The sequence below is a fragment of the Ectopseudomonas alcaliphila genome, assembly GCF_900101755.1.
In the GTDB taxonomy this organism is placed as follows: domain Bacteria; phylum Pseudomonadota; class Gammaproteobacteria; order Pseudomonadales; family Pseudomonadaceae; genus Aquipseudomonas; species Aquipseudomonas alcaliphila.
In genome coordinates, this window is record NZ_FNAE01000001.1 from 886,200 (window position 1) to 905,746 (window position 19,547).

General features: G+C 63.3%; 18 protein-coding genes. 8 read left to right on the forward strand and 10 right to left on the reverse strand.

Annotated elements, in window-relative coordinates:
• The first annotated feature begins 18 nt into the window (after positions 1-18).
• The 5 genes from BLR77_RS04300 to BLR77_RS04320 all read left to right on the forward strand — a co-directional run bounded on the left by BLR77_RS04300 (position 19) and on the right by BLR77_RS04320 (position 5,604).
• On the forward strand, positions 19-1,413 hold the full coding sequence (locus tag BLR77_RS04300) for an enolase C-terminal domain-like protein (protein ID WP_074675623.1): 1,395 nt from the start codon (positions 19-21) through the stop codon (positions 1,411-1,413).
• 35 nt (positions 1,414-1,448) lie between these two features.
• On the forward strand, positions 1,449-2,426 hold the full coding sequence (locus BLR77_RS04305) for a tripartite tricarboxylate transporter substrate binding protein (protein WP_074675624.1): 978 nt from the start codon (positions 1,449-1,451) through the stop codon (positions 2,424-2,426).
• A gap of 66 nt (positions 2,427-2,492) precedes the next feature.
• Entirely contained in the window at positions 2,493-2,999 is a 507-nt protein-coding gene (locus BLR77_RS04310; RefSeq protein WP_074675625.1) for a tripartite tricarboxylate transporter TctB family protein, read from the forward strand.
• A gap of 9 nt (positions 3,000-3,008) precedes the next feature.
• On the forward strand, positions 3,009-4,529 hold the full coding sequence (locus BLR77_RS04315; RefSeq protein ID WP_074675626.1) for a tripartite tricarboxylate transporter permease: 1,521 nt from the start codon (positions 3,009-3,011) through the stop codon (positions 4,527-4,529).
• A gap of 169 nt (positions 4,530-4,698) precedes the next feature.
• The gene (locus BLR77_RS04320) at positions 4,699-5,604 is read left to right on the forward strand and encodes a LysR family transcriptional regulator (RefSeq protein WP_074675627.1); all 906 of its coding nucleotides are present in this window, start codon (positions 4,699-4,701) and stop codon (positions 5,602-5,604) included.
• Between the two features lie 4 nt (positions 5,605-5,608).
• Here BLR77_RS04320 and BLR77_RS04325 read toward each other — a convergent pair whose 3' ends face one another.
• Positions 5,609-6,763, reverse strand: coding sequence for an L-talarate/galactarate dehydratase (locus tag BLR77_RS04325; protein ID WP_074675628.1), 1,155 nt, complete (start codon positions 6,761-6,763; stop codon positions 5,609-5,611).
• Between the two features lie 227 nt (positions 6,764-6,990).
• On the opposite strand from BLR77_RS04325, the gene BLR77_RS04330 reads away from it, so the two are divergent.
• Together BLR77_RS04330 and BLR77_RS04335 are read left to right on the forward strand one after the other, a co-directional pair.
• On the forward strand, positions 6,991-8,616 hold the full coding sequence (locus tag BLR77_RS04330) for a methyl-accepting chemotaxis protein (RefSeq protein ID WP_074675629.1): 1,626 nt from the start codon (positions 6,991-6,993) through the stop codon (positions 8,614-8,616).
• 256 nt (positions 8,617-8,872) lie between these two features.
• Positions 8,873-9,100 carry a PA4570 family protein gene (locus tag BLR77_RS04335; protein WP_074675630.1) on the forward strand — a complete coding sequence of 76 codons (228 nt, stop codon included), beginning with the start codon at positions 8,873-8,875 and terminating at the stop codon, positions 9,098-9,100.
• A 216-nt stretch (positions 9,101-9,316) separates the two neighbouring features.
• On the opposite strand, the gene BLR77_RS04340 is transcribed toward BLR77_RS04335, so the two are convergent.
• From BLR77_RS04340 to BLR77_RS04375, 8 genes are all read right to left on the reverse strand, one after another.
• Entirely contained in the window at positions 9,317-9,946 is a 630-nt protein-coding gene (locus BLR77_RS04340; protein ID WP_021488279.1) for a BamJ family beta-barrel-assembly machinery protein, read from the reverse strand.
• A gap of 198 nt (positions 9,947-10,144) precedes the next feature.
• Complete coding sequence (locus tag BLR77_RS04345) at positions 10,145-10,282, reverse strand: DUF2256 domain-containing protein (protein ID WP_074675631.1); 138 nt, start codon at positions 10,280-10,282, stop codon at positions 10,145-10,147.
• Positions 10,279-11,814 carry a cryptochrome/photolyase family protein gene (locus BLR77_RS04350; RefSeq protein WP_074675632.1) on the reverse strand — a complete coding sequence of 512 codons (1,536 nt, stop codon included), beginning with the start codon at positions 11,812-11,814 and terminating at the stop codon, positions 10,279-10,281. The genes BLR77_RS04345 and BLR77_RS04350 overlap by 4 nt, the downstream gene beginning before the upstream one ends.
• Positions 11,811-13,211: a 3'-5' exonuclease family protein gene (locus BLR77_RS04355; RefSeq protein ID WP_083366019.1), complete on the reverse strand. Its 1,401-nt coding sequence runs from the start codon at positions 13,209-13,211 to the stop codon at positions 11,811-11,813. The genes BLR77_RS04350 and BLR77_RS04355 overlap by 4 nt, the downstream gene beginning before the upstream one ends.
• Positions 13,208-13,510 carry a DUF6482 family protein gene (locus BLR77_RS04360; protein WP_074675633.1) on the reverse strand — a complete coding sequence of 101 codons (303 nt, stop codon included), beginning with the start codon at positions 13,508-13,510 and terminating at the stop codon, positions 13,208-13,210. The genes BLR77_RS04355 and BLR77_RS04360 overlap by 4 nt, the downstream gene beginning before the upstream one ends.
• Before the next feature lie 131 nt (positions 13,511-13,641).
• Positions 13,642-14,133: a TIGR00645 family protein gene (locus tag BLR77_RS04365; protein WP_074675634.1), complete on the reverse strand. Its 492-nt coding sequence runs from the start codon at positions 14,131-14,133 to the stop codon at positions 13,642-13,644.
• 140 nt (positions 14,134-14,273) lie between these two features.
• Positions 14,274-14,627: a PA4575 family protein gene (locus BLR77_RS04370; protein ID WP_074675635.1), complete on the reverse strand. Its 354-nt coding sequence runs from the start codon at positions 14,625-14,627 to the stop codon at positions 14,274-14,276.
• 165 nt (positions 14,628-14,792) lie between these two features.
• Entirely contained in the window at positions 14,793-17,282 is a 2,490-nt protein-coding gene (locus BLR77_RS04375; protein WP_074675636.1) for a Lon protease family protein, read from the reverse strand.
• A gap of 183 nt (positions 17,283-17,465) precedes the next feature.
• Here BLR77_RS04375 and BLR77_RS04380 point away from each other — a divergent pair, with 183 nt between their 5' ends.
• Positions 17,466-19,106 carry a cation:proton antiporter gene (locus tag BLR77_RS04380; RefSeq protein WP_074675637.1) on the forward strand — a complete coding sequence of 547 codons (1,641 nt, stop codon included), beginning with the start codon at positions 17,466-17,468 and terminating at the stop codon, positions 19,104-19,106.
• On the opposite strand, the gene BLR77_RS04385 is transcribed toward BLR77_RS04380, so the two are convergent.
• Complete coding sequence (locus BLR77_RS04385; protein WP_074675638.1) at positions 19,099-19,410, reverse strand: TraR/DksA family transcriptional regulator; 312 nt, start codon at positions 19,408-19,410, stop codon at positions 19,099-19,101. The genes BLR77_RS04380 and BLR77_RS04385 overlap by 8 nt on opposite strands.
• Positions 19,411-19,547: the final 137 nt, after the last annotated feature.

Here is a 19,547-nt window from a genome sequence, read left to right on the forward strand (position 1 = left end):
TTCGGAGCCCCAGCCAAGATGTACGAAGCCCCCCGCAGCAACACACCTCAGATAATCGAGATGCAGGTCATTCCGGTAGCCGGTCATGACAGCATGTTGCTCAACCTGTGCGGTGCCCACGCCCCCTACTTCACCCGCAATCTGGTACTGCTCAAGGACAATGCCGGGCGCATCGGCTGTGGTGAGGTCCCCGGCGGCGAAGGCATCCGCCAGGCGCTGGAGCGTTGCCGCGAACTGGTGATCGGGCAACCGGTCGGTCGCTACAACCGTATTCTCAATCGTCTGCGCCAGGCCATCGCCGGGCCGGCCAAAGGGCCGCAGACCACTCAGCATCAGGTCACCTCGGAATCCGAAGCACGCGTGCTCAAGCAGCCCCACGAGATCAACCTGCGCCTGGACAACGTGATCACCGCCGTCGAGGCCGCCCTGCTCGACCTGCTCGGCCAGCACCTGGACGTGCCGGTGGCCGAACTGCTCGGCAGCGGCCAGCAGCGCGACAGCGTGCCGATGCTCGCCTACCTCTTCTATATAGGTGAGCGCCAGCGCACCGACCTGCCCTACCTCGCCGGCAAAGGCTCGGCGGATGACTGGTATCACCTGCGCCATCAGGCTGCGATGACACCGGCGGCCATCGCCCGCCTGGCCGAAGCAGCCCATGCGCGCTACGGCTTCAATGATTTCAAGCTCAAGGGCGGCGTGATGCGTGGCGCCGAGGAGATGGACGCGATTCGCGCGATCAAGGCACGCTTCCCCGATGCCCGCGTCACCCTCGACCCCAACGGCGCCTGGTCGCTGGATGAAGCCATCGCCCTGTGCCAGGGCCAGAACCATGTGCTGGCCTACGCCGAGGACCCTTGCGGCCCGGAGAACGGCTATTCCGGTCGCGAGGTGATGGCCGAGTTCAAGCGGGCTACCGGCATCCCCACCGCCACCAACATGGTCGCCACCGACTGGCGGCAGATGGGCCACTCGCTGCGTCTGGAGGCAGTGGACATCCCGCTGGCCGACCCGCACTTCTGGACCATGCAGGGCGCCGTGCGTCTCGGTCAGGTGTGCGAGGAATTCGGCCTGACCTGGGGCTCGCATTCCAACAACCACTTCGACATTTCCCTGGCCATGTTCACCCATGCCGCCGCGGCCGTGCCAGGCCGCGTCACCGCCATCGACACCCACTGGATCTGGCAGGAAGGCGAAGAGCGCCTGACTCGCGAGCCGCTGCAGATCATTGGTGGCCAGGTAGAGGTTCCCAACAAGCCCGGTCTCGGCATCGAACCGGACATGGAGCGGATCATGGCCGCCCACGAGCTTTACAAGAAGGTGGCCAACGGCGCGCGTGACGATGCCATGGCCATGCAGTACCTGGTTCCGGGTTGGCAATACGACCCGAAACGTCCCAGCCTCGGCCGCGACTGACTCACGCGGCTTTTATCCCAACCCGGAGTATTCCAATGAAAAAAACATTCCGCGCCTCCCTCCTTTCTGCCCTGGTCGGTATGGGTGCCCTGGTCACTCATTCCGCCACCTTCGCCGATGAGGTCAAATGGCCGACTCGCCCGATCCAGGTAGTGGTCATCGCCAACCCCGGTGGCGATACTGACTTCAACGCCCGCACCATGGCCAAGTACTTCAATCAGATCACCGGCAAGACCATGGTGGTGACCAACGTCGCTGGCGGCGGTGGCACCCTGGCCGCCGAACAGGTCAAGGGCGCGGCAGCGGATGGCAACACCATTCTCTTCACCCACCCGGGTCAGCTGATCGTCAACGAAGTGGCCGGTCTGACCGAAGACAGCTTTGAGACCTTCGATATTTCCTGCATTGCCGGCGTCGACAAGAGCACCGTGTTCGTCGCCTCCAAACAATCCGGCGTGACCAGCATGCAGGACCTGGTGGACAAGTCGAAAGCCAACCCGGGCAGCATCACCTACGGCACCGAGATGGGCAGCTTCTCGCACATCCAGGGCCTGATGCTGGAAAAACTCAGCGGCGCCAAACTGAAGATGGTCGACGGCGGCACCGTATCCGACCGCGTGGTCGGCATGCTCGGCGGTCGTCTGGACATGGGCGCCATCACCTATGGTTCCGTACAGGACTATGTGCAGGGCGGGCAAATGGTCGCACTGGGCCAGCCCAACGACGAACGCAACGCCATGCTGGGTGACGTACCGACCCTCAAGGAGCAGGGCCTCGACATCACCATGGACAAGCCCTACGTGGTGGCCTTCCCGAAAGGCACCGATCCGGCGATCGTGAAAAAGATGTCCGACATCATGCAGCAGATCACCGAGCAACCTGCCTACGCTGAAGACCTGAAGAAATTCAAGCAGCCGGTCGCTTTCTACGGTACCGAAGAGGCCAAGCAGATTCTGGCCAAGACCCGCGAAGACTTCATGCAGTTCAAGGATGAGCTGCGCAAGGCCAAGTAAGCCACAACGCAGCGCCGGCCCGATCGATTCCGGCCGGCGCTGCACCTCAGAACATCGAGGTACGCGATGAACACCCCGAACAAGAAAGAACTGATCATCGGCATCGCCATGCTCGGCGCCAGCCTTACCTACCTGGTACTGGCGCAGCAGCTCCCCGGGCATGATGGTGTCGATGCGGCCACCGTGCCGAAACTGCTGGCCGGATTCCTGTCTCTGCTCGGCCTGATGCAACTGGTCAGCGCCTTTGCCAAACCCAAGGCCGTCGCCGAGCCCGCCAGCCCAGTGCCGGCAGAGGCTGAAGAGCCAGCGGTGGAGGTCATCGAACCCAAGACCGTCCTGAAGACCCTCGGTCTGATCCTCGGCTACATGGCCCTGCTCGGCCCTGTGGGCTTCCCGATCATGACCGTGGTTTACCTGTATCTGCAGTTCCTCGTGCTGACCCCGGCAAACCAGAAAGCCAGACACCTGACCTATCTGCTGATTGCCGTCATCTGCTCTGCGCTCATCTTCCTGCTGTTCCGCGAGGCCTTCGACCTGTTGCTGCCCGCTGGCCTGCTGAACGACTACATCTGAGGATCGACCATGCTCGAATTACTGCAGCAAGGCTTCGGTGCCGTCTTTTCACTCAACATCATGCTGCTGATGGCCGTCGGTGTGGCCATGGGCATCGTGTTCGGCGCCGTGCCCGGCCTATCCGCGACCATGGCGGTGGCGCTGTGCCTGCCGCTGACCTTCACCATGGGGCCGCAGGCTGGCTTGTCGCTGCTGGTCGCGTTGTTCATCGGCGCCACGTCCGGAGGCCTGATCTCGGCGATCCTGCTGAAGATTCCGGGAACGCCTTCATCGATCGCCACGGTGTTCGATGGCGGCCCGCTGATGGAACAGGGCCACGGCGTCAAAGCGCTGGGCGTCGGCATCGTGTTCTCCTTCCTCGGCACCATCTTCAGCATCGTTGCGCTGATGTTCATCGCCCCGCAGCTGGCCAAGGTGGCGCTGAGCTTCGGCCCGCATGAATACTTCGCCATCGCCGTGTTTTCCCTGACGCTGATCGCCACCCTGTCGGCCGGTTCCATGGTCAAGGGCCTGTTCGCCGGTACCCTGGGCATCGCCGTGTCCACCGTGGGTATCGCCCCGGTCGAGGCGGTGCGCCGCTTCACCTTCGGCGTGAGCGAGCTCAACGGCGGCTTCTCCATGCTCACGGTGATGATCGGCATGTTCGCCGTGGCCGAGATCATCAAACTCGCCGAAACCGGTCGTCATGCCGTGCAGGGCAAGGCCAAGTCGGTGAGCATGAAGAACATCAAGGGCTTCGGTTTCTCGCTCAAGGAATTCCGTGAGCAACTGCCCAATGCCGGCCGCTCCGGCATCATCGGCCTGGGCATCGGCATCCTGCCGGGCATCGGCGCCGGCACCTCCAACCTGGTTTCCTACATCATCGCCAAGAAGCGGGCGAAAGACGGCCATACCTACGGCAAGGGCAACATCGGCGGTGTGGTCGCCAGTGAGACCGCCAACAACGCGGGCGTCGGTGGTGCCATGATGCCGCTGATGACCTTGGGCATCCCCGGCGACACCGTCACCGCGATCCTGCTCGGCGGCTTTCTCATCCACGGCATCCAGCCCGGCCCGCTGTTATTCATCAGCCAGGGACCGCTGGTGTACACCATCTTCGCCGCCCTGATCGTCGCCACCTGCATGATGCTGTTCATGGAGTTCTACGGTCTGCGCCTGTTCATCAAGCTGCTCGACGTGCCCAAGCACATCCTCCTGCCGATCATCCTGGTGCTATGCGTAGTCGGCGCCTTTGGTCTATCCAGCCGCCTGTTCGATGTCTGGTCGATCCTGCTGTTCGGTCTGCTCGGCTATGCCTTCGTCAAGGCCGGGATGCCAGCGGCACCGTTCATCATCGGCTTCATCCTCGGGCCGATGGCAGAGACCAACCTGCGCCGTGGCCTGATGCTGTCGGACGGCAGCTTCGCCGAGTTCTTCACCAACCCGATTGCCGGCACCTTCCTCGGCCTGGCCCTGGCATTCGTACTCTGGCAGGTGTTCAGCGCGCTGCGTCCCAAACCCAGCGCGATCAACCAGATCCTGCGTACCTGACCCACTCCACCGCCCCCTCTGCTCAGGGGGCGGTTCATTTCCGACTGCTACCTTTTCAGCCTCCAGCCCTCTACAACGCCAACCACAGCGGCTTGAGCAAGATGATGGACGCCCTCATTGATCCAGGTCTAATCTAATCGATCACTTGATTGATACCCGGAATGAATCAATGTTCGACCTGGCTCAACTGCGCTGCTTCACCACCCTGGCCGCCGAGCTGAATTTTCGCCGCGCCGCCGAGCGCCTGAACATGACCCAGCCGCCGCTGAGCCGGCAGATCCAGTTGCTCGAACATCAGTTGGGCGTACCCCTGTTCCTACGCAGCACCCGCTCGGTAACCCTGACGGCGGCTGGCCGCGCGTTCTTCGTCGAAGCCCAGGCGTTGCTCGATCAGGCCCACCGCGCCGCGCAAAGCGCCCGGCTGGCCGCCATCGGCGAAAGCGGTGCGCTCAATATCAGCTTCGTCGCCAGCGCGGTTTATGACGTGCTGCCACGCGCGATCACCACTGCCAAGCGTGAACGCCCCGGCGTGGATATCGCCCTGCTGGAGATGAGCACCTTCGAGCAGGTGCAGGCACTGCGCGCCAGACGCGTGGACCTGGCCATCGTGCGGGCGCCGTTGCAGCAACCCGGGCTGATCAGCGAATGCCTGCTGCGCGAACCCTTCGTGCTGGCCGCGCCCGCCGAACATCCGCTGGCGCAGCACGAACGGCCGACCCTGGAAATGCTACATGGCCAGCCCTTCATTCTTTATGCGCATACCGCCTGGCAGCCTTTCAACGAGCTGCACACCGGCCTGTTTCGCGCCAGCGGCATCCAGCCAGAGTTCGTTCAGGCGCTGGGCTCGACCCTGACCATCCTGTCGCTGGTCAACGCCGGCATGGGGCTGGCGCTGGTGCCGCGCAGCGCCAGCGCCATTCGCTTCGAGCAGGTGCGCTTCCGCGACCTGCCGCTACCCAAGGGTGTGTGTGGCGAGCTGCATCTGGTCTGGCGCGACGACAACGACAACCCCGCACTACCGGCGGTGATCGATGCCGTGCGCCAGGCCGCTCACGACATCTATCCGCAGAGCTGACGGCTCAGGCGCGCTTGCCGACTTCCGCCTGCTGCACCGTCCAGCCGGTAACCTGCTCACTCAGGCTCAGGCCGAGCCCCGGACGGGTCGGCACCTGCATGCGCCCGTCGCGAATGTCCAGGCGCTCGTTGAACAGCGGCTCCAGCCATTCGAAATGCTCGACCCACGGTTCGCGCGTGTGGCTCGCGGCCAGGTGCACGTGCAGCTCCATGGCGAAGTGCGGCGCCAGGGTCATGCCGGCCTGCTCGGCCAGGGTCTGCACGCGCAGATATGGAGTGATGCCGCCTACGCGCGGCGCATCGGGCATGAGGAAGTCGGCGCCGCGCTGGCGGATGAACTCCCAGTGCTCGGCCGGGCTGGTGAGCATTTCGCCAGTGGCGATCGGCGTATCGAACAGACGCACCAGCTCGGCATGCCCCTCGGCGTCGTAGCAGTCCAGCGGCTCCTCGATCCAGATCAGATCGAAAGGCTCCAGGCGCCGACACATGCGCCGTGCGGTCGGCCGATCCCACTGCTGATTGGCGTCGACCATCAGTGGGAAGCTCTCGCCCAGATGCTCCCGCACCGTGCTGACGCGGTGGATATCCAGTGCCCAGTCGGGCTGACCGACCTTGAGTTTGATCCCGCCAATGCCCTTCTCGCGGGAAATGTCGGTGTTCTTCAGCAACTGATCGAGGGGCGTGTGCAGGAAGCCGCCGGATGTGTTGTAGCAACGCACCGAATCGCGATGGCTGCCGAGCAGACGCGCCAGCGAAAGACCGCAGCGGCGTGCCTTGAGGTCCCACAGGGCGACGTCGAAAGCGCCAATGGCCTGAACCGCCAGGCTGCTGCGCCCTACCGACGCGCCGGCCCAGCACAGCTTGTCCCAGAGTTTGGCAATGTCGCTGGGGTTCTCGCCGATCAGGTTCGGCGCCACTTCCAGAGCATGGGCGAACTGGCCGGGGCCACCGGCGCGCTTGGAGTAGCTGAAACCCAGGCCACGGTGACCGTCGCGGGTCTCGATCTCGGCGATCAGGATGGCGATTTCGGTCATCGGCTTCTGCCGGCCGGTGAGCACCTTGGCATCGCTGATCGGATTGGCCAGCGGCAGTGCTACCGAGCGCAGGCTGAGCCAGGTGATGCGATCGTCGTCGGCGCATGGGGTGGCGTTATCGGTCATGGCATCTTCCTCGTGATGAAACTCGACGCCCCGATAGGCCGCCGAAAATGGACAACCCGAGTCAGATTAAGATGATTGCGCAATCATTCAAGCATCAGAATTACCCACCAATGCCTGGCACTGCTGATGGCCATGTGCCGGACTCGTCTAGACATTTCATAAATCTGCAACATTCACCGTCTACGCTGAATATGTCCCGCTCCGCCTGACCTCCGAGGCATCCCATCATGTTCCTGCAAAAATCCCTGCGCGCGCAGATTCTCGCCCTGCTCGGCGGCAGCCTGGCGCTGATCCTGTTCACCGCCCTGGCCTGCTTCAGTTTTCTCTCCAGCGGCATTCAGTCCTACCGCGGCCTGCTCGACGGACCGCTGGAGTCATCACGCCTGATCGACGCGGCCAACGTCGAATTCAAGATCCAGGTGCAGGAATGGAAGAACGTCCTGCTGCGCGGCCAGGACAGCGCCAACCTGCAGCGCTACTGGAGCCAGTTCGAAGCGCAGGAGCGCAATGTGCAGGAGATACTCGGCCAGTTGACCCTGGTCGCAGCCGCCGACCCGGCGCTGAAAGCGCAGGTCGAGCGCCTGCGCAACGAACATCAGGCGCTTGGTGGCAATTACCGCAAGGGCCGCGATGCCTTCGTCGCCGCTGGCGCCGATGCCCAGGCCGGCGATGCCGCGGTAAAAGGCATCGACCGCGCGGCCAGCGAGCAGATGACCGCCCTGGTCGAGCAGTTGCGCCAGAACAGCCTGAGCCAGGCCGAGCAGATCAATGCCAGCGCCGCACGTACCATTCTCAGCGGCACCATCGTGATGTTGGTTGCGGCGCTGGTCATCGCCGTGTTCAGCCTGTGGCTGGTCAATCGCAACCTGATCATCCCCATTCGCCACCTGATCGGCCATGTCGACCAACTCAGCCATGGCCGTTTCGGCCAGCGCGTGGAAAGCAGCCGCCAGGATGAGCTGGGCCTGCTGGCGCGAGCGGCGAACACCCTGCGCGACTTTCTCGCCAGCACCAGCGAGCGTCTGCACCACAGTACACAGAACCTCGACAGCGCCAGCAGCGAGCTGAACGCCATCGCCTCACGCATGACCGAGGGCGTCAGCGAGCAGTTCGAGCGCACCGATCAGGTCGCCACGGCCATGCACGAGATGTCCGCCACCGCTCAGGAAGTGGCACGGCATGCCGCCGATGCCGCGCACGCGGCCAACGATGCCGACGACTCGGCGCGCCAGGGCAGCACGGTGATGCAATCGACCATCGCCACCATTACCGACATTCGCGGCGAGATCGCCAATACCGCCGAGGTGATCCGTCGCCTGGAAAGCGACAGCGGGCGCATCGGCAAGGTACTGGAGGTGATCCGCGGCATCGCCGAGCAGACCAATTTGCTGGCCCTCAACGCCGCCATCGAAGCCGCCCGTGCCGGCGAACAGGGTCGCGGATTCGCCGTGGTCGCCGACGAGGTGCGTCACCTCGCCCAGCGCACCGCCGAGTCCACCGCCGAGATCAACCAGATCATCGATACCGTACAGACCGGCGCTCTGAATGCCGTGCGCGCCATCGAGAGCGGCCAGCAGCGCAGCGAGCAGGGCGTGACCCAGGTCACCGAAGCGGGGGCCATGCTGCAGCGCATCACCGAGGCGGTAGAGGCCATCCGCGACATGAACCAGCAGATCGCCACCGCCGCCGAAGAGCAGACCTCGGTAGCCGAGGATATCTCGCGCAACCTCACCGAGCTGACCGCCATCGCCAGTGCCAACCAGGACAACGTCGAGCGCACGCAGAAGGCCAGCCGCAACCTGCATGACATGTCCGGGCAACTGGGCGAAGTGACTCGCCGCCTGGGTTCCTGAGCCAACCTGCGAACCGGCATGAACACGCAGCGTGCGCCTCACTCTCAGCATCTACGGCCTGCGCGGCTTCGGATAGCGAGGCGCAGGCTGCGGCCCTCCAGCTCGCTTGAGGGAAGGTACGCAGGGCGGACACGCATTCGACATCTGCGCCCCACCCACTGAAAACGGGCAAACGACAAAAGGTCGCAATTAACCCTTGCTATTTATGTAATAGGAATTATTCTCAGTTACGTAATGACGGCCAAGGAGACCTGCCATGACCTACCTGATCGATGCCTGGCTGGACCGCCCGCATCCCTACCTGCGCATCCTCAACCGCGAAACCGGGGAAGTCTGCGCCATGCTCGAGGAAGAAGCCCTGGACGAACTGCGCGACCAGGGCGACCTGGACCTGCACGAGCTCAGCTCCAGCGAACCCATCGTCCTCAAGGAGCTGGTGCGCAGTCTGTTTCTCTACTGCTATGCACGGGCCTTGCGTCCGTGAACAGACTCGCGGCAGCCGAGTAATCACCCTATTTCTCGCTGCGCGGCGCGCCCTAGGTGGAGAAACGCAAACGGGGCGCCTTGTCACCAAGGCGCCCCGCTTTATTGGGCTGTCTCGCAGTAGCGTAGGGTGGACGACGCATCACCCGTCCACCGTCGTTGTGAATGGTGGACAAAAACAGCGTTGTCCACCCTACGATCCGCCTGTCGATTTCGCTTACAAGATGTCGAGCAGCTCGACATCGAACACCAGCACACTGTGCGGCGGGATGCTACCGACGCCCTGGGCGCCGTAGGCCAGCTCGCTCGGCACGTGCAGGCGCCATTTGCTGCCGGTACCCATCAGTTGCAGCGCCTCGACCCAACCCGGGATCACGCCACCGACCGGGAATTCAGCCGGCTGGCCACGCTCGTAGGAGCTGTCGAACACGGTACCGTCGATCAGGGTGCCATGGTAGTGGGTACGCACCTGATCCTCGGCCGACGGCTTGGCGCCCTCGCCTGCGACCAGCACTTCGTATTGCAGACCCGAGGCCAATACGGTCACGCCCTCGCGCTTGGCGTTCTCGGCCAGGTAGGCGCGGCCTTCACCGGCAGCGGCTTCGGCCTTGGCGGCAGCTTCAGCCTGCATGATTTCGCGGATCACCTTGAAGCTGGCACCCAGCTCGGCTTCGGAAACACGGCTGGCCTGGCCGCTGAAAGCGTCGGTCAGACCGGCGAGGATAGCAGTGAGGTCAACGCCGGGCGGCGGGTTGTCACGCAACTGACCGCCGAGTTGACGACCGATGCCGTAGCTGACGCGACCTTCATCGGAGGACAGATCGGGGCTGAAGTTGAATTCGGACATGAAAGGCTCCGCTTGGGGCTGTGAAAAAGGCCGGCCAGACTAGCACAGAAGCCTGACGCGACGTCACGGCCCCACGCATTGCACGTCGCGGCTGCGACTGCCTGGATGCAGGAGGTAGAGCGAAGCAGGATGCCAGAGCCGAGCAGCACGCCAAAAGCCCCCATTGTGGGAGGCGCTTCAGCGGCGATAGCCTCGACCCTAGATGGCGTTGCGCCGACGTCGGCAGCGCTCGGAGCAGTAACGCACTTCGTCCCAGCAGCGCGCCCACTTCTTGCGCCAGGTGAACGGTAGCCCGCAGACCACACAGGCCTTTACCGGTAACTGGCTCTTCTTCACAGCATTTCACCAGCATCGAGCCTGGCCAGCAGGCGCTCGCCCCAATCCCACAGCGCCTGCTGCTTGGCCTCGGTCATGCGTGCCAGGTTGCGATAGACCATGCCGAGGCGCGGGTTGCGCTCGAGCGGCTCACGGTGACGCATGAGGAAATGCCAGTACAGGGCATTGAACGGACAGGCCGACTCGCCGGTGCTCTCGCTCACCTTGTAGCTGCAACCCTGGCAATGGTTGGACATGCGCTTGATGTACTGGCCGCTGGCGCAGTAAGGCTTGGAGCCCAGGTAGCCGCCATCGGCGTGCATCACCATGCCCAGAGTGTTGGGTAATTCGACCCAGTCGAAGGCATCCATGTAAACGGCCAGGTACCAGTCGCAGATGTCCTTGGGCACGATGCCCGCGAGCAAGGCGAAGTTGCCGGTGACCATCAGCCGCTGGATATGGTGCGCGTAGGCGTGCTCCAGGGTCTGGCCAATGGCCTGGCGCATACAGTTCATCCGCGTCTTACCGGTCCAGTAGAACTCCGGCAGCGCACGTGAGTTGCCAAAACGATTGCCCTCGGCGTACTCCGGCATGCGCAGCCAGTAGATGCCGCGCACATACTCACGCCAGCCGATCAACTGGCGGATGAAGCCTTCGGCGGCGTTGAGCGGCACGTCGCCGGAACGATAGGCCGCCTCCACCTCCGCGCAGATCCGCCGCAGATCTAGCAGGCCGATATTCAGCGCCGCGCTGATGCGCGAGTGAAAGAGAAAGGGTTCGCCATCGGCCATGGCGTCCTGATAATCGCCGAAGTCGGCCAGGCCCTGGGCGAGAAAATGTTGCCACAGGCGCTCGGCCTGTTCCGCCGTTACCGGGTAATCGAAACCTTCCAGGCTGCCGTAATGACTGGCGAAACGCTGCCCGACCAACGCCAGCACGTCACGCGTGATGGCGTCCGGCTCGACGCGCAGCGGCGCCGGCGGACGCACGCCCTTGGGCAGCGCCTTGCGGTTGTCGGCGTCGAAATTCCAGGCGCCACCTTCAGGCGTGCCGTCGGCGTTGAGCAACAGACCGCTGGCACGGCGCATCTCGCGGTAGAAGAACTCCATGCGCAGCTGCTTGCGCCCCTTGGCCCAGGCGGCAAAGGCGTCGCGAGTGCAGAGAAAGCGATTGTCCTGATGCCAGTGAATCGGCACGCCACAGTGGCGCAGCGCCTGCTCCAGACGCCAGTCGCCGCACTCGGTCATGTACACTTCGGCGGGGTTCAGGAACTGCGTCCAGCGCAGCAGCTCGCCAGGTAGCGAACCGCTGTTTTCAGGGTCGTCCAGGGTCACGTAATGAACCTGAATGCCACGCTCGCGCAGCGCTTCGGCGAAATGGCGCATGGCGCTGAAGATCAGTGCGATCTTCTTCGGGTGATGCGGCACATGGCTGGCCTCCTCCATCACCTCGGCCAGCAGCACATGATCATGTACCGGCTCGATATCCCCCAAGGCACCGAGGCCTTGGGTGAGCTGATCGCCCAGGATTAGAATCAGACGGCGCACAGTCACAGCAGCACGATCTCCATGTTCGGGTGGCGGCGCAGATGGCCGAGCAGGATGTGATAAGTGTCGAGGTTGAAGCCGCCACGGCGCTCGGCCAGTAATGGCTCGACCCGTTCGAAACGATCTACCGTGCCAAGGTGGCGCCATTGATCGAGCACGTGCCACTGAGTAAGGTCGTGCAGGTCATCGCGCTCGATCAGGGCAACCGGCCCACCCCAGGGCCAGGCCTGGGTCTGCAGGCGTTCGGCGCCGACCAGCAGTCGCGCATCATGGGTCTGACGCGACTCCTCGCCGCAGCAAGCGCCGGCACAGCGCCCGAGCTGGAAGGCGAAGCAGGCGCCATCGCCCTCCTCCAGGCCGAGTACACGCAAGCACAGCTGCCGCTCACGCGCCTGCGCCAGCAACCATTGCCGCGCATGATGACGTGAGCGAAACAGCCCGGCGTGCCTGAGCCCAGGCGTCAAAGCCTGGTGCTGGAGCAGTTCGATATGCAGATCACCAGGCTCGCCGGCCAGCGCCCAGGTCAACAGCTCGCGCTGCTTGCGCAGACGACGGTTGTACAAGGGTTGCAGACGCTTGATCTCGGCAGACTCGAACAGCAGAGCGCCCAGCTCACCGGCCGTGGTAACCACCTGCACATCGCGGATCTGCTGCACCATCTGCAAGCTGCGGCGGTCGCGGTGATCATTCTGAAAGTGCGACATCACCCGGCGGCGCAGATTGCGGCTCTTGCCCACGTACAGTTGCGCACCAGCGTCGCCCAGGAAGTAATAAACCCCTGGACGCTCCGGCAACTGGGCGAAACGCTCCGCGGCCAGTAATGGGGGCCGCGCCGCGCTTCGCAACTGATGCCCCAGAGCCGTAGGCGCGACCTGCTGCAGCAGGTGCCGAGCCAGCGTCAACACGGCCTCTGCATCAGGCAAGGCGCGATCGCGGAAGAAACGCGTGATGCCAAAATGTGCGCAAAGCGCATCGAAGCCGGCGCTCGCCAGCTCAGGCAGCGCCGTTCTGGCCAGACGCAGGGTGCAGAGCTGCGGCGAGCGCTGCCTCCTCCAGTCCGGCAACACGCGGCGCAAGAACGCCAGGCTGAAGCGCAGGTTGTGGCCCACCAGCACGCGGCCGCGAATGGCATCGGCTATCGCTTGCGCCTCGCTCTCGATACGTGGCAGGCCGCGTAATTCCAGAGGGTGTAATCCACTCAGGCTGAGCAACTGCGAGGGCAGCGCGACACCAGGCTCGAACAGCCAGTGCAAGCGCTCTGCGACACAGCCATCAGCATCGACCTGAATGATCGCCAGCTCCCAGATGGCATCACGTGCCGGGTGGACTCCAGTGGTCTTCACCTCCACGACTGCCAGGGCTATACCCTGCAGTGTCGCGGCCGGTACCAACGCAGCAGTCACCAGCCAGAACGGAAGGAGATGGGCACCCGCAGGCTGTTGTCAGCCGATGGCATACCGCACATCTCGTCATGTACCGAGCTGTGCACCAGAAAGAAAGGTAGCGCCGGCATTTCCTGCAGCACGTCACGCGCATGCTCTACCGAACGCAGGTTCAGCGTACTGCCCTGTTCGGCAAGAATCGGGTGGGCACGCCCTTCCATCCGCGCTTCGAGCAGATAGATGCCACCTTCCAGGGAAATCAGGTTGAGTTCTTCGATACGCCCGGCTTGAGCGTGAGCGGATAGATCATGCAAGTTCATCGGGCTTGCCTCCTGCCTTTAACTATACAAGAACTTATACAAAATTAATTCTTGTACAATAAAGAAAAAGCTCAAGCCCAAAAAACAAAACGCCCGTCACGTTCGGACGGGCGGTTGTGAAGCGGCTCAGATCAGTCGTGTTTGGTGACCTTGTCCAGATAGCCCATGGCGAAGGCAGAGCCCACGAAGGTCAAATGAATGATCACGTACCATTTCAGATACTTCAGATCGTAGCTCTTCGCATCCATGAACACCTTGAGCAGATGGATGGACGAAATCGCCACGATGGAGGCTGCCACTTTCATCTTCAGCGAACTGGAGTCCATCTTGCCGAGCCAACTGAGCTTCTCGGTGCCTTCATGAATATCCAGGCGCGAAACGAAGTTCTCGTAGCCAGACAGCATCACCATCACCAGCAGCCCACCGACCAGCGCCATGTCGACCAGCGACAGGAGCTTCAGAATCACGTCGGCTTCAGTTAGGGAAAAGATCTGCGGCAGGATGTGATAAAGCTCCTGGAAGAACTTGAGCGACAACGCCAGCACGGCAAGAGAAAGACCGAAGTAGATGGGCGCCAGCAACCAGCGCGATGCGTACATGGCGTTTTCGATGAAGCGTTCCATGGAGAGCTCACTGAGGGGATGGAAAATCGCGGCGAGTATACCCATCGCCCAGCATCAGCAGAAGATGCCCAACTTACTGTGGATAACCACAGCCCTGTGTCCTCGCCCGGTTTGCCCTGGCGTGCTGTGTGGCAGGCGTTTCAGCTCTGTCCGTCAGTCTCGGGGCGCCACTGGAATGCACCTGCCTGGCTGTGGCGTTCGCCGTTGACACGACGCAACTCGGCCTGCAGATGCAGATGCCAGATCGGTGGTTCGCCGCATTCTACGTAGCCTTGCAGGGCCAGGCTCTCGGCAATCGCCGTAAGCGCCTCTTCAGCGACAGAAGGCCCATAGAACGGGCCCTGCGCCTTGATCGCCGAGGGCTGTGCCCCCGACATACCGGCAGCGCAAAGCAGTGTCCAACGTCCGTTGTCTCCTGCCAGCGGTTTGATCACGCATTCGATGCGCGTGACCAGACCCAGGCATTGGCGGGTGAGGCAGAGGCTGCGCGACATGGCGGCGACCCTCGCGGAATCCAGGTTCCAGCCTACACCCCGAGCGGCCGCACTGTGAAGGCTAAAGTTATCCACGCAATCTGTGGATAACTCTGTGCATGAGGCGTGAGCAAGAAAGCCTGCGCGCCTGCCCCGTGCAAGCCGGGGCAATCGTGCAAGATTTGCTCAGCTCGCTGGGCCTTCGCCCTCGCCTTTCTTACGACGGGGCGCCTTGACCGGTTTCGCCGCAGCAGCCTCGGCCTCGGCTTTCGCCTTGTCCGCCTCGGCCGGCTTGCTCTCTTCCTCCAGACCTATTTCGGCGATATCGCGCAAACGCTCGACTACGCGGGCGTTGACGCTGCCTTTGGGGAAGCGTCCCTTTTCATCCGGGTGCCCGGCCGGCTCGCCAACCAGCAGACTCAGTGCCTCGTCGACATGGCGCACGGCATAGACGTTGAACTGGCCGGCACGCACCGCCTGCAATACGCGGTCATCGAGCATCAGATTGGCGACGTTAGAGTGCGGGATGATCACCCCCTGCTCGCCAGTCAGGCCGCGCGCCTCGCAGAGGCGGAAGAAGCCTTCGATCTTCTCGTTGACCCCACCGACCGCCTGCACCTCGCCGAACTGGTTGATCGAACCGGTGATGGCGAAGCACTGCTTGAGCGGCGTGCGCGACAGCGCCGAGATCAGCGTGCACACCTCGCCAAGCGAGGCACTATCGCCGTCGACATAACCGTAGGACTGTTCCAGGGCGATGCTGGCGGAAATCTCCAGCGGGAATTCCTGTGCATAGCGGCTGCCGAGGAAGCCGGTGAGGATCATCACACCCTTGGAGTGGATCGGCTGGCCAAGGCTGACCTCGCGCTCGATGTCGACGATGCCGCTGCCGCCCGGATAGACGGTGGCGGAAATCCGCGCCGGCACACCGAAGGCCGAATCACCCACTTCCAGCACGGTCAGACCGTTGCACTTGCCGACGGCAGCGCCGCAGGTGTCGATAAGGATGATGCCGGCCAGCATGTCGTCGATGATCCGCGCCGACACACGCCCGGTGCGGGTGGCCTTGGCCTTCAGCGCGCGTTCGATATGACCGACGTCGGTGATGCTTTCCCCGGCGAGCTGGCGAATGAAGTCGGCCTCGCTGACCAGCTGGAACAGGTCACCGATACGCGCCGATAGGCGTCCCTGGTGCTCGGCCAGACGCGCGCTGTGGGTAGCCAGGCGCGCCACCGCGGCACCGGTCAGCGGCGCCATGCCCTCTTCCGAGGTACGCGTTTTCATCAATTGCGCGAATTGCTCCAGGCTTTCTTCGGCGAGCGGGATGTCCTCGTCGAAGTCGACCAGCACACGGAACATTTCCTGGAAATCTGGATCGGCGTCCTGCAATGCGTAATACAGCTGGCGCGAGCCGATGATGATGACCTTCAGCTGCAGCGGAATGACCTGCGGGTTGAGCGTGACGGTAGCGATGCGGCCGAGATCACCCAGCGGCGACTCCATTTTCAACTGGCGCGAGTGCAGGGCGCGCTTCAGCGCTTCCCAGACGAAGGGCTCACTGAGCAGTTTTTCCGCCTCGACCACCAGGTAGCCGCCGTTGGCCCGATGCAGCGCGCCGGGGCGCAGCTGACGGTAGCTGGTGTACAGCGCGCCCTGATCGGAGTTGTATTCGATACGGCCGAACAGGTTGTCGTAGGTCGGGTGCGACTCGAACACCACCGGTGCGCCGCCGTTGGCGTGATGACCGACCACTAGGCTCGGGCAGTAGATTTCCTCCAGCAGCTTGCGCAGTTGCGGGTCGGCCTTGTCGACATCCACCAGCTGCTCGACGGCGGTTTTCAGCAGGTTGATCTGCATGGCCTGCAGATAGGCGCAGACACCGGCGTTTTCCGCGTATTTCTCCGACAATGGCGCCAACAGCGGCTGCAGGGCGACGGTGATGGTTTCTTCATTGAGGTGACGCAGCAGGTTGCTCGACTCGCGCTTCCACTGCGGCAGGCTGGCCAGCTCCTCGTTCAGGCGTTCTTCCAGCGCGGCGATATCGGCATGGAAACGCTCACGCTCGGCCTCCGGCAGCTGAGCGAACTCGGCTTCGTCCAGCGCCTTGCCGTCAGCCATTGGGGTAAAGGCGATATTGGTGCTGTCGCGGTACAGGGCCACGCCCTTCTCCAGCGACAGCTTCTCGATCACGTCCAGCGCCTGGTCATAGCGCTTGTTGAAACTGCGATCGATGGCGCTCTTCTTCTGCTGGTAGGTCGGTGTTTCGAACACTGCCGGGAAGGTGGCCAGCAGATTGTCGATCAGCTGGTTGATGTCGGCGATGAAATCACTTGCGGTGCCGGAGGGCAGCTCCAGCGCGCGCGGTTCGCGCGGCTCGTCGAAATGGTTGACGTAGACCCGGTCGGCCGGCGTTTCCATGCGCTTGGCTTCGGCCTTGAGGTAACGCTGGACGAAGGAGAAGCGCCCGGTGCCGGGCTCGCCCATGACGAACACGTTGTAGCCGGGGCGCGGCATGGCCACGCCGAACTGCAGCGCCTCGACGGCGCGCGACTGGCCCAATACGCCGCGGAAAGGTTCGAGATCATCGGTGCTGCTGAAGTTGAACTGCTCGGGGGCGAAGGGGCGGGTCAGTGATTCGGGGGCAAGGCGCAAAGCATCGAGGCTACGCTTGGACATTGGCGATCCTTATAGCGGGCGGAAGTTTCCGCAAAACATGGGGTGATTCTGGGCCTGTGGCACAAGCAGGATCAAGGCTTGATTCATGGCAATACGCTAAATCGGGCCTGCGATAAGCTTCCATGCATTCCTCTGCAAAGCCTGCGGCCACGACGGGCAGCACAACAATCGGGAGCCTTGCCTATGAGTGCCTTTCAGGAAATCGCCGCCCTGCTCAGCCTGTCTGCCCTGCTGGGCATGCTCGCCGTACGGCTGCGCCAACCACTGATCATCGCCTACATCCTGGTCGGCATCATCGCCGGCCCAGCCGCAATGAATCTGGCCGGTGATCACAGCTCGATCAGCCTGTTGTCGGAAATCGGCATCACGGTGCTGCTGTTCGTCGTCGGCCTCAAGCTGGACATGCATCTGGTGCGCACCCTGGGCGCCGTCGCCCTGGCCACCGGCCTGGGCCAACTGAGCTTCACCATCATCGCCGGCCTGGTCCTGTGCCGCCTGCTGGGGCTGGACTGGGTGAGCGCCGGTTACGTCGCCGTGGCGCTAACATTTTCCAGCACCATCATCATCGTCAAGCTGCTGTCGGACAAAGGCGAGATCGACTCGCTGCACGGGCGCATTGCCATGGGCTTTCTCATCGTACAGGACATCGCCGTGGTGCTGGCCATGCTGGTCATCAGCCTGTATCAGCCGAGCAATGGCGAGCACACGGGCCTCTCCCCTCTGGCGCTGATCGGCGCCCTACTGGCCAGCCTGTCGCTGCTCTACCTGCTGATACGCTTCGCCCTGCCGCGCCTGCTAGCCCCCATGGCCCGCTCGCCGGAATTGCTGATGCTGGTGGCGATTGCCTGGGGCACGCTGCTGGCCGGTGGCGCCGAGGCGCTGGGCCTGTCCAAGGAATTGGGCGCATTCATCGCCGGCTTCTGCCTGGCCTCGACGCCACTGCGTGAAGCCATCGCCAGCCGTCTGACCAGCTTGCGCGACTTCCTTCTGCTGTTCTTCTTCCTGCACCTGGGCATCCAGCTGGACTTCTCCTACCTGCACCAACAGATCGGCAGCGCCGTGCTGCTGTCGCTGTTCGTGCTGATCGGCAACCCGTTGATCGTCATGGCGATCATGGGGGTGATGGGTTATCGCAAGCGCACCGGTTTCATGGCCGGGCTCACCGTGGCACAGATCAGCGAGTTCTCCATCATCTTCGTCGCCATGGGCATCAGCCTCGGTCATGTGGGCGGCGCGGCACTGGGGCTGACCACCCTGGTAGGGATCATCACCATCACCCTGTCCACCTACATGATTCTCTACTCGCAGCCACTGTTCGAACGCCTCTCACCCTGGCTCGGAATCTTCGAACGGCGCGTCGCCCATCGCGAAAGCGCCGAAGACAATGCCCCGGATCAGACGCAACCTGAAGTCATCGTCTACGGCCTGGGGCGCTACGGGCGCCAGTTGGCCCATCGCCTGCAGGACGGTGGCCTGCGGGTGCTGGGCGTGGATTTCGACCCGCAGGCGCTGGCCAGCGCCCGTCAGGCAGGCCTGGTGGTGTGCTACGGCGATGCCGAAGACGCCGACTTCATCGCCCACCTGCCCTTGCAGCAGGCGCGCGCGCTGGTCAGTACCATTCCGCAGCGCGAGGTCAATGCGCTGCTGCTGCGCGCCGCACGCAGCGCCGGCTTTCGTGGCAGCGTGACCCTCAGCGCGTTCCGCGAAGGGGATCTGGAAGCCTTCACACGGGCCGGCGCTGCCAGCATCCTGCAGCCCTATATCGATGCGGCCGACTCCGCCGCCCGGCGCCTGCTGCAAGAGATGGAGCAACCGCTCAGTTGAACTGCGCGCAGCCCAGACAGTACTCGGCAACCGGCAGGGCGGCCAGGCGCGCAGCCTCGATCGGCTCGCCGCAACACAGACACTCGCCATAGCGCCCTTCGGCCAGACGCTGCTGAGCCTGACGTACCAACAACAACCCCTGTTCGGCCTCGGCCAGTAGGGCCTCGAGCACTTCGTCGTTCTGCCGCTGCTGCGCCTGCTCAGCGAAATCCGCCGAGTGGCTGCGCCCCAGATCGCGACGAATCGCCTCGGCACGGGCAGCATAGTCACGTTGTAAAGCATCCAGCACATCACGATGAGCCATGAACGATCTCCTTACGTATGAAGAGCGCTCAGTGTGCTCCGCTGCGCAATGCCCGTGACTGACGCCGATCAGCACTTGCGCGAAATGCCTTGTTCAACTGCCTTGACACCACTCGTCCGCCTGGCCAAAGCTCGGCC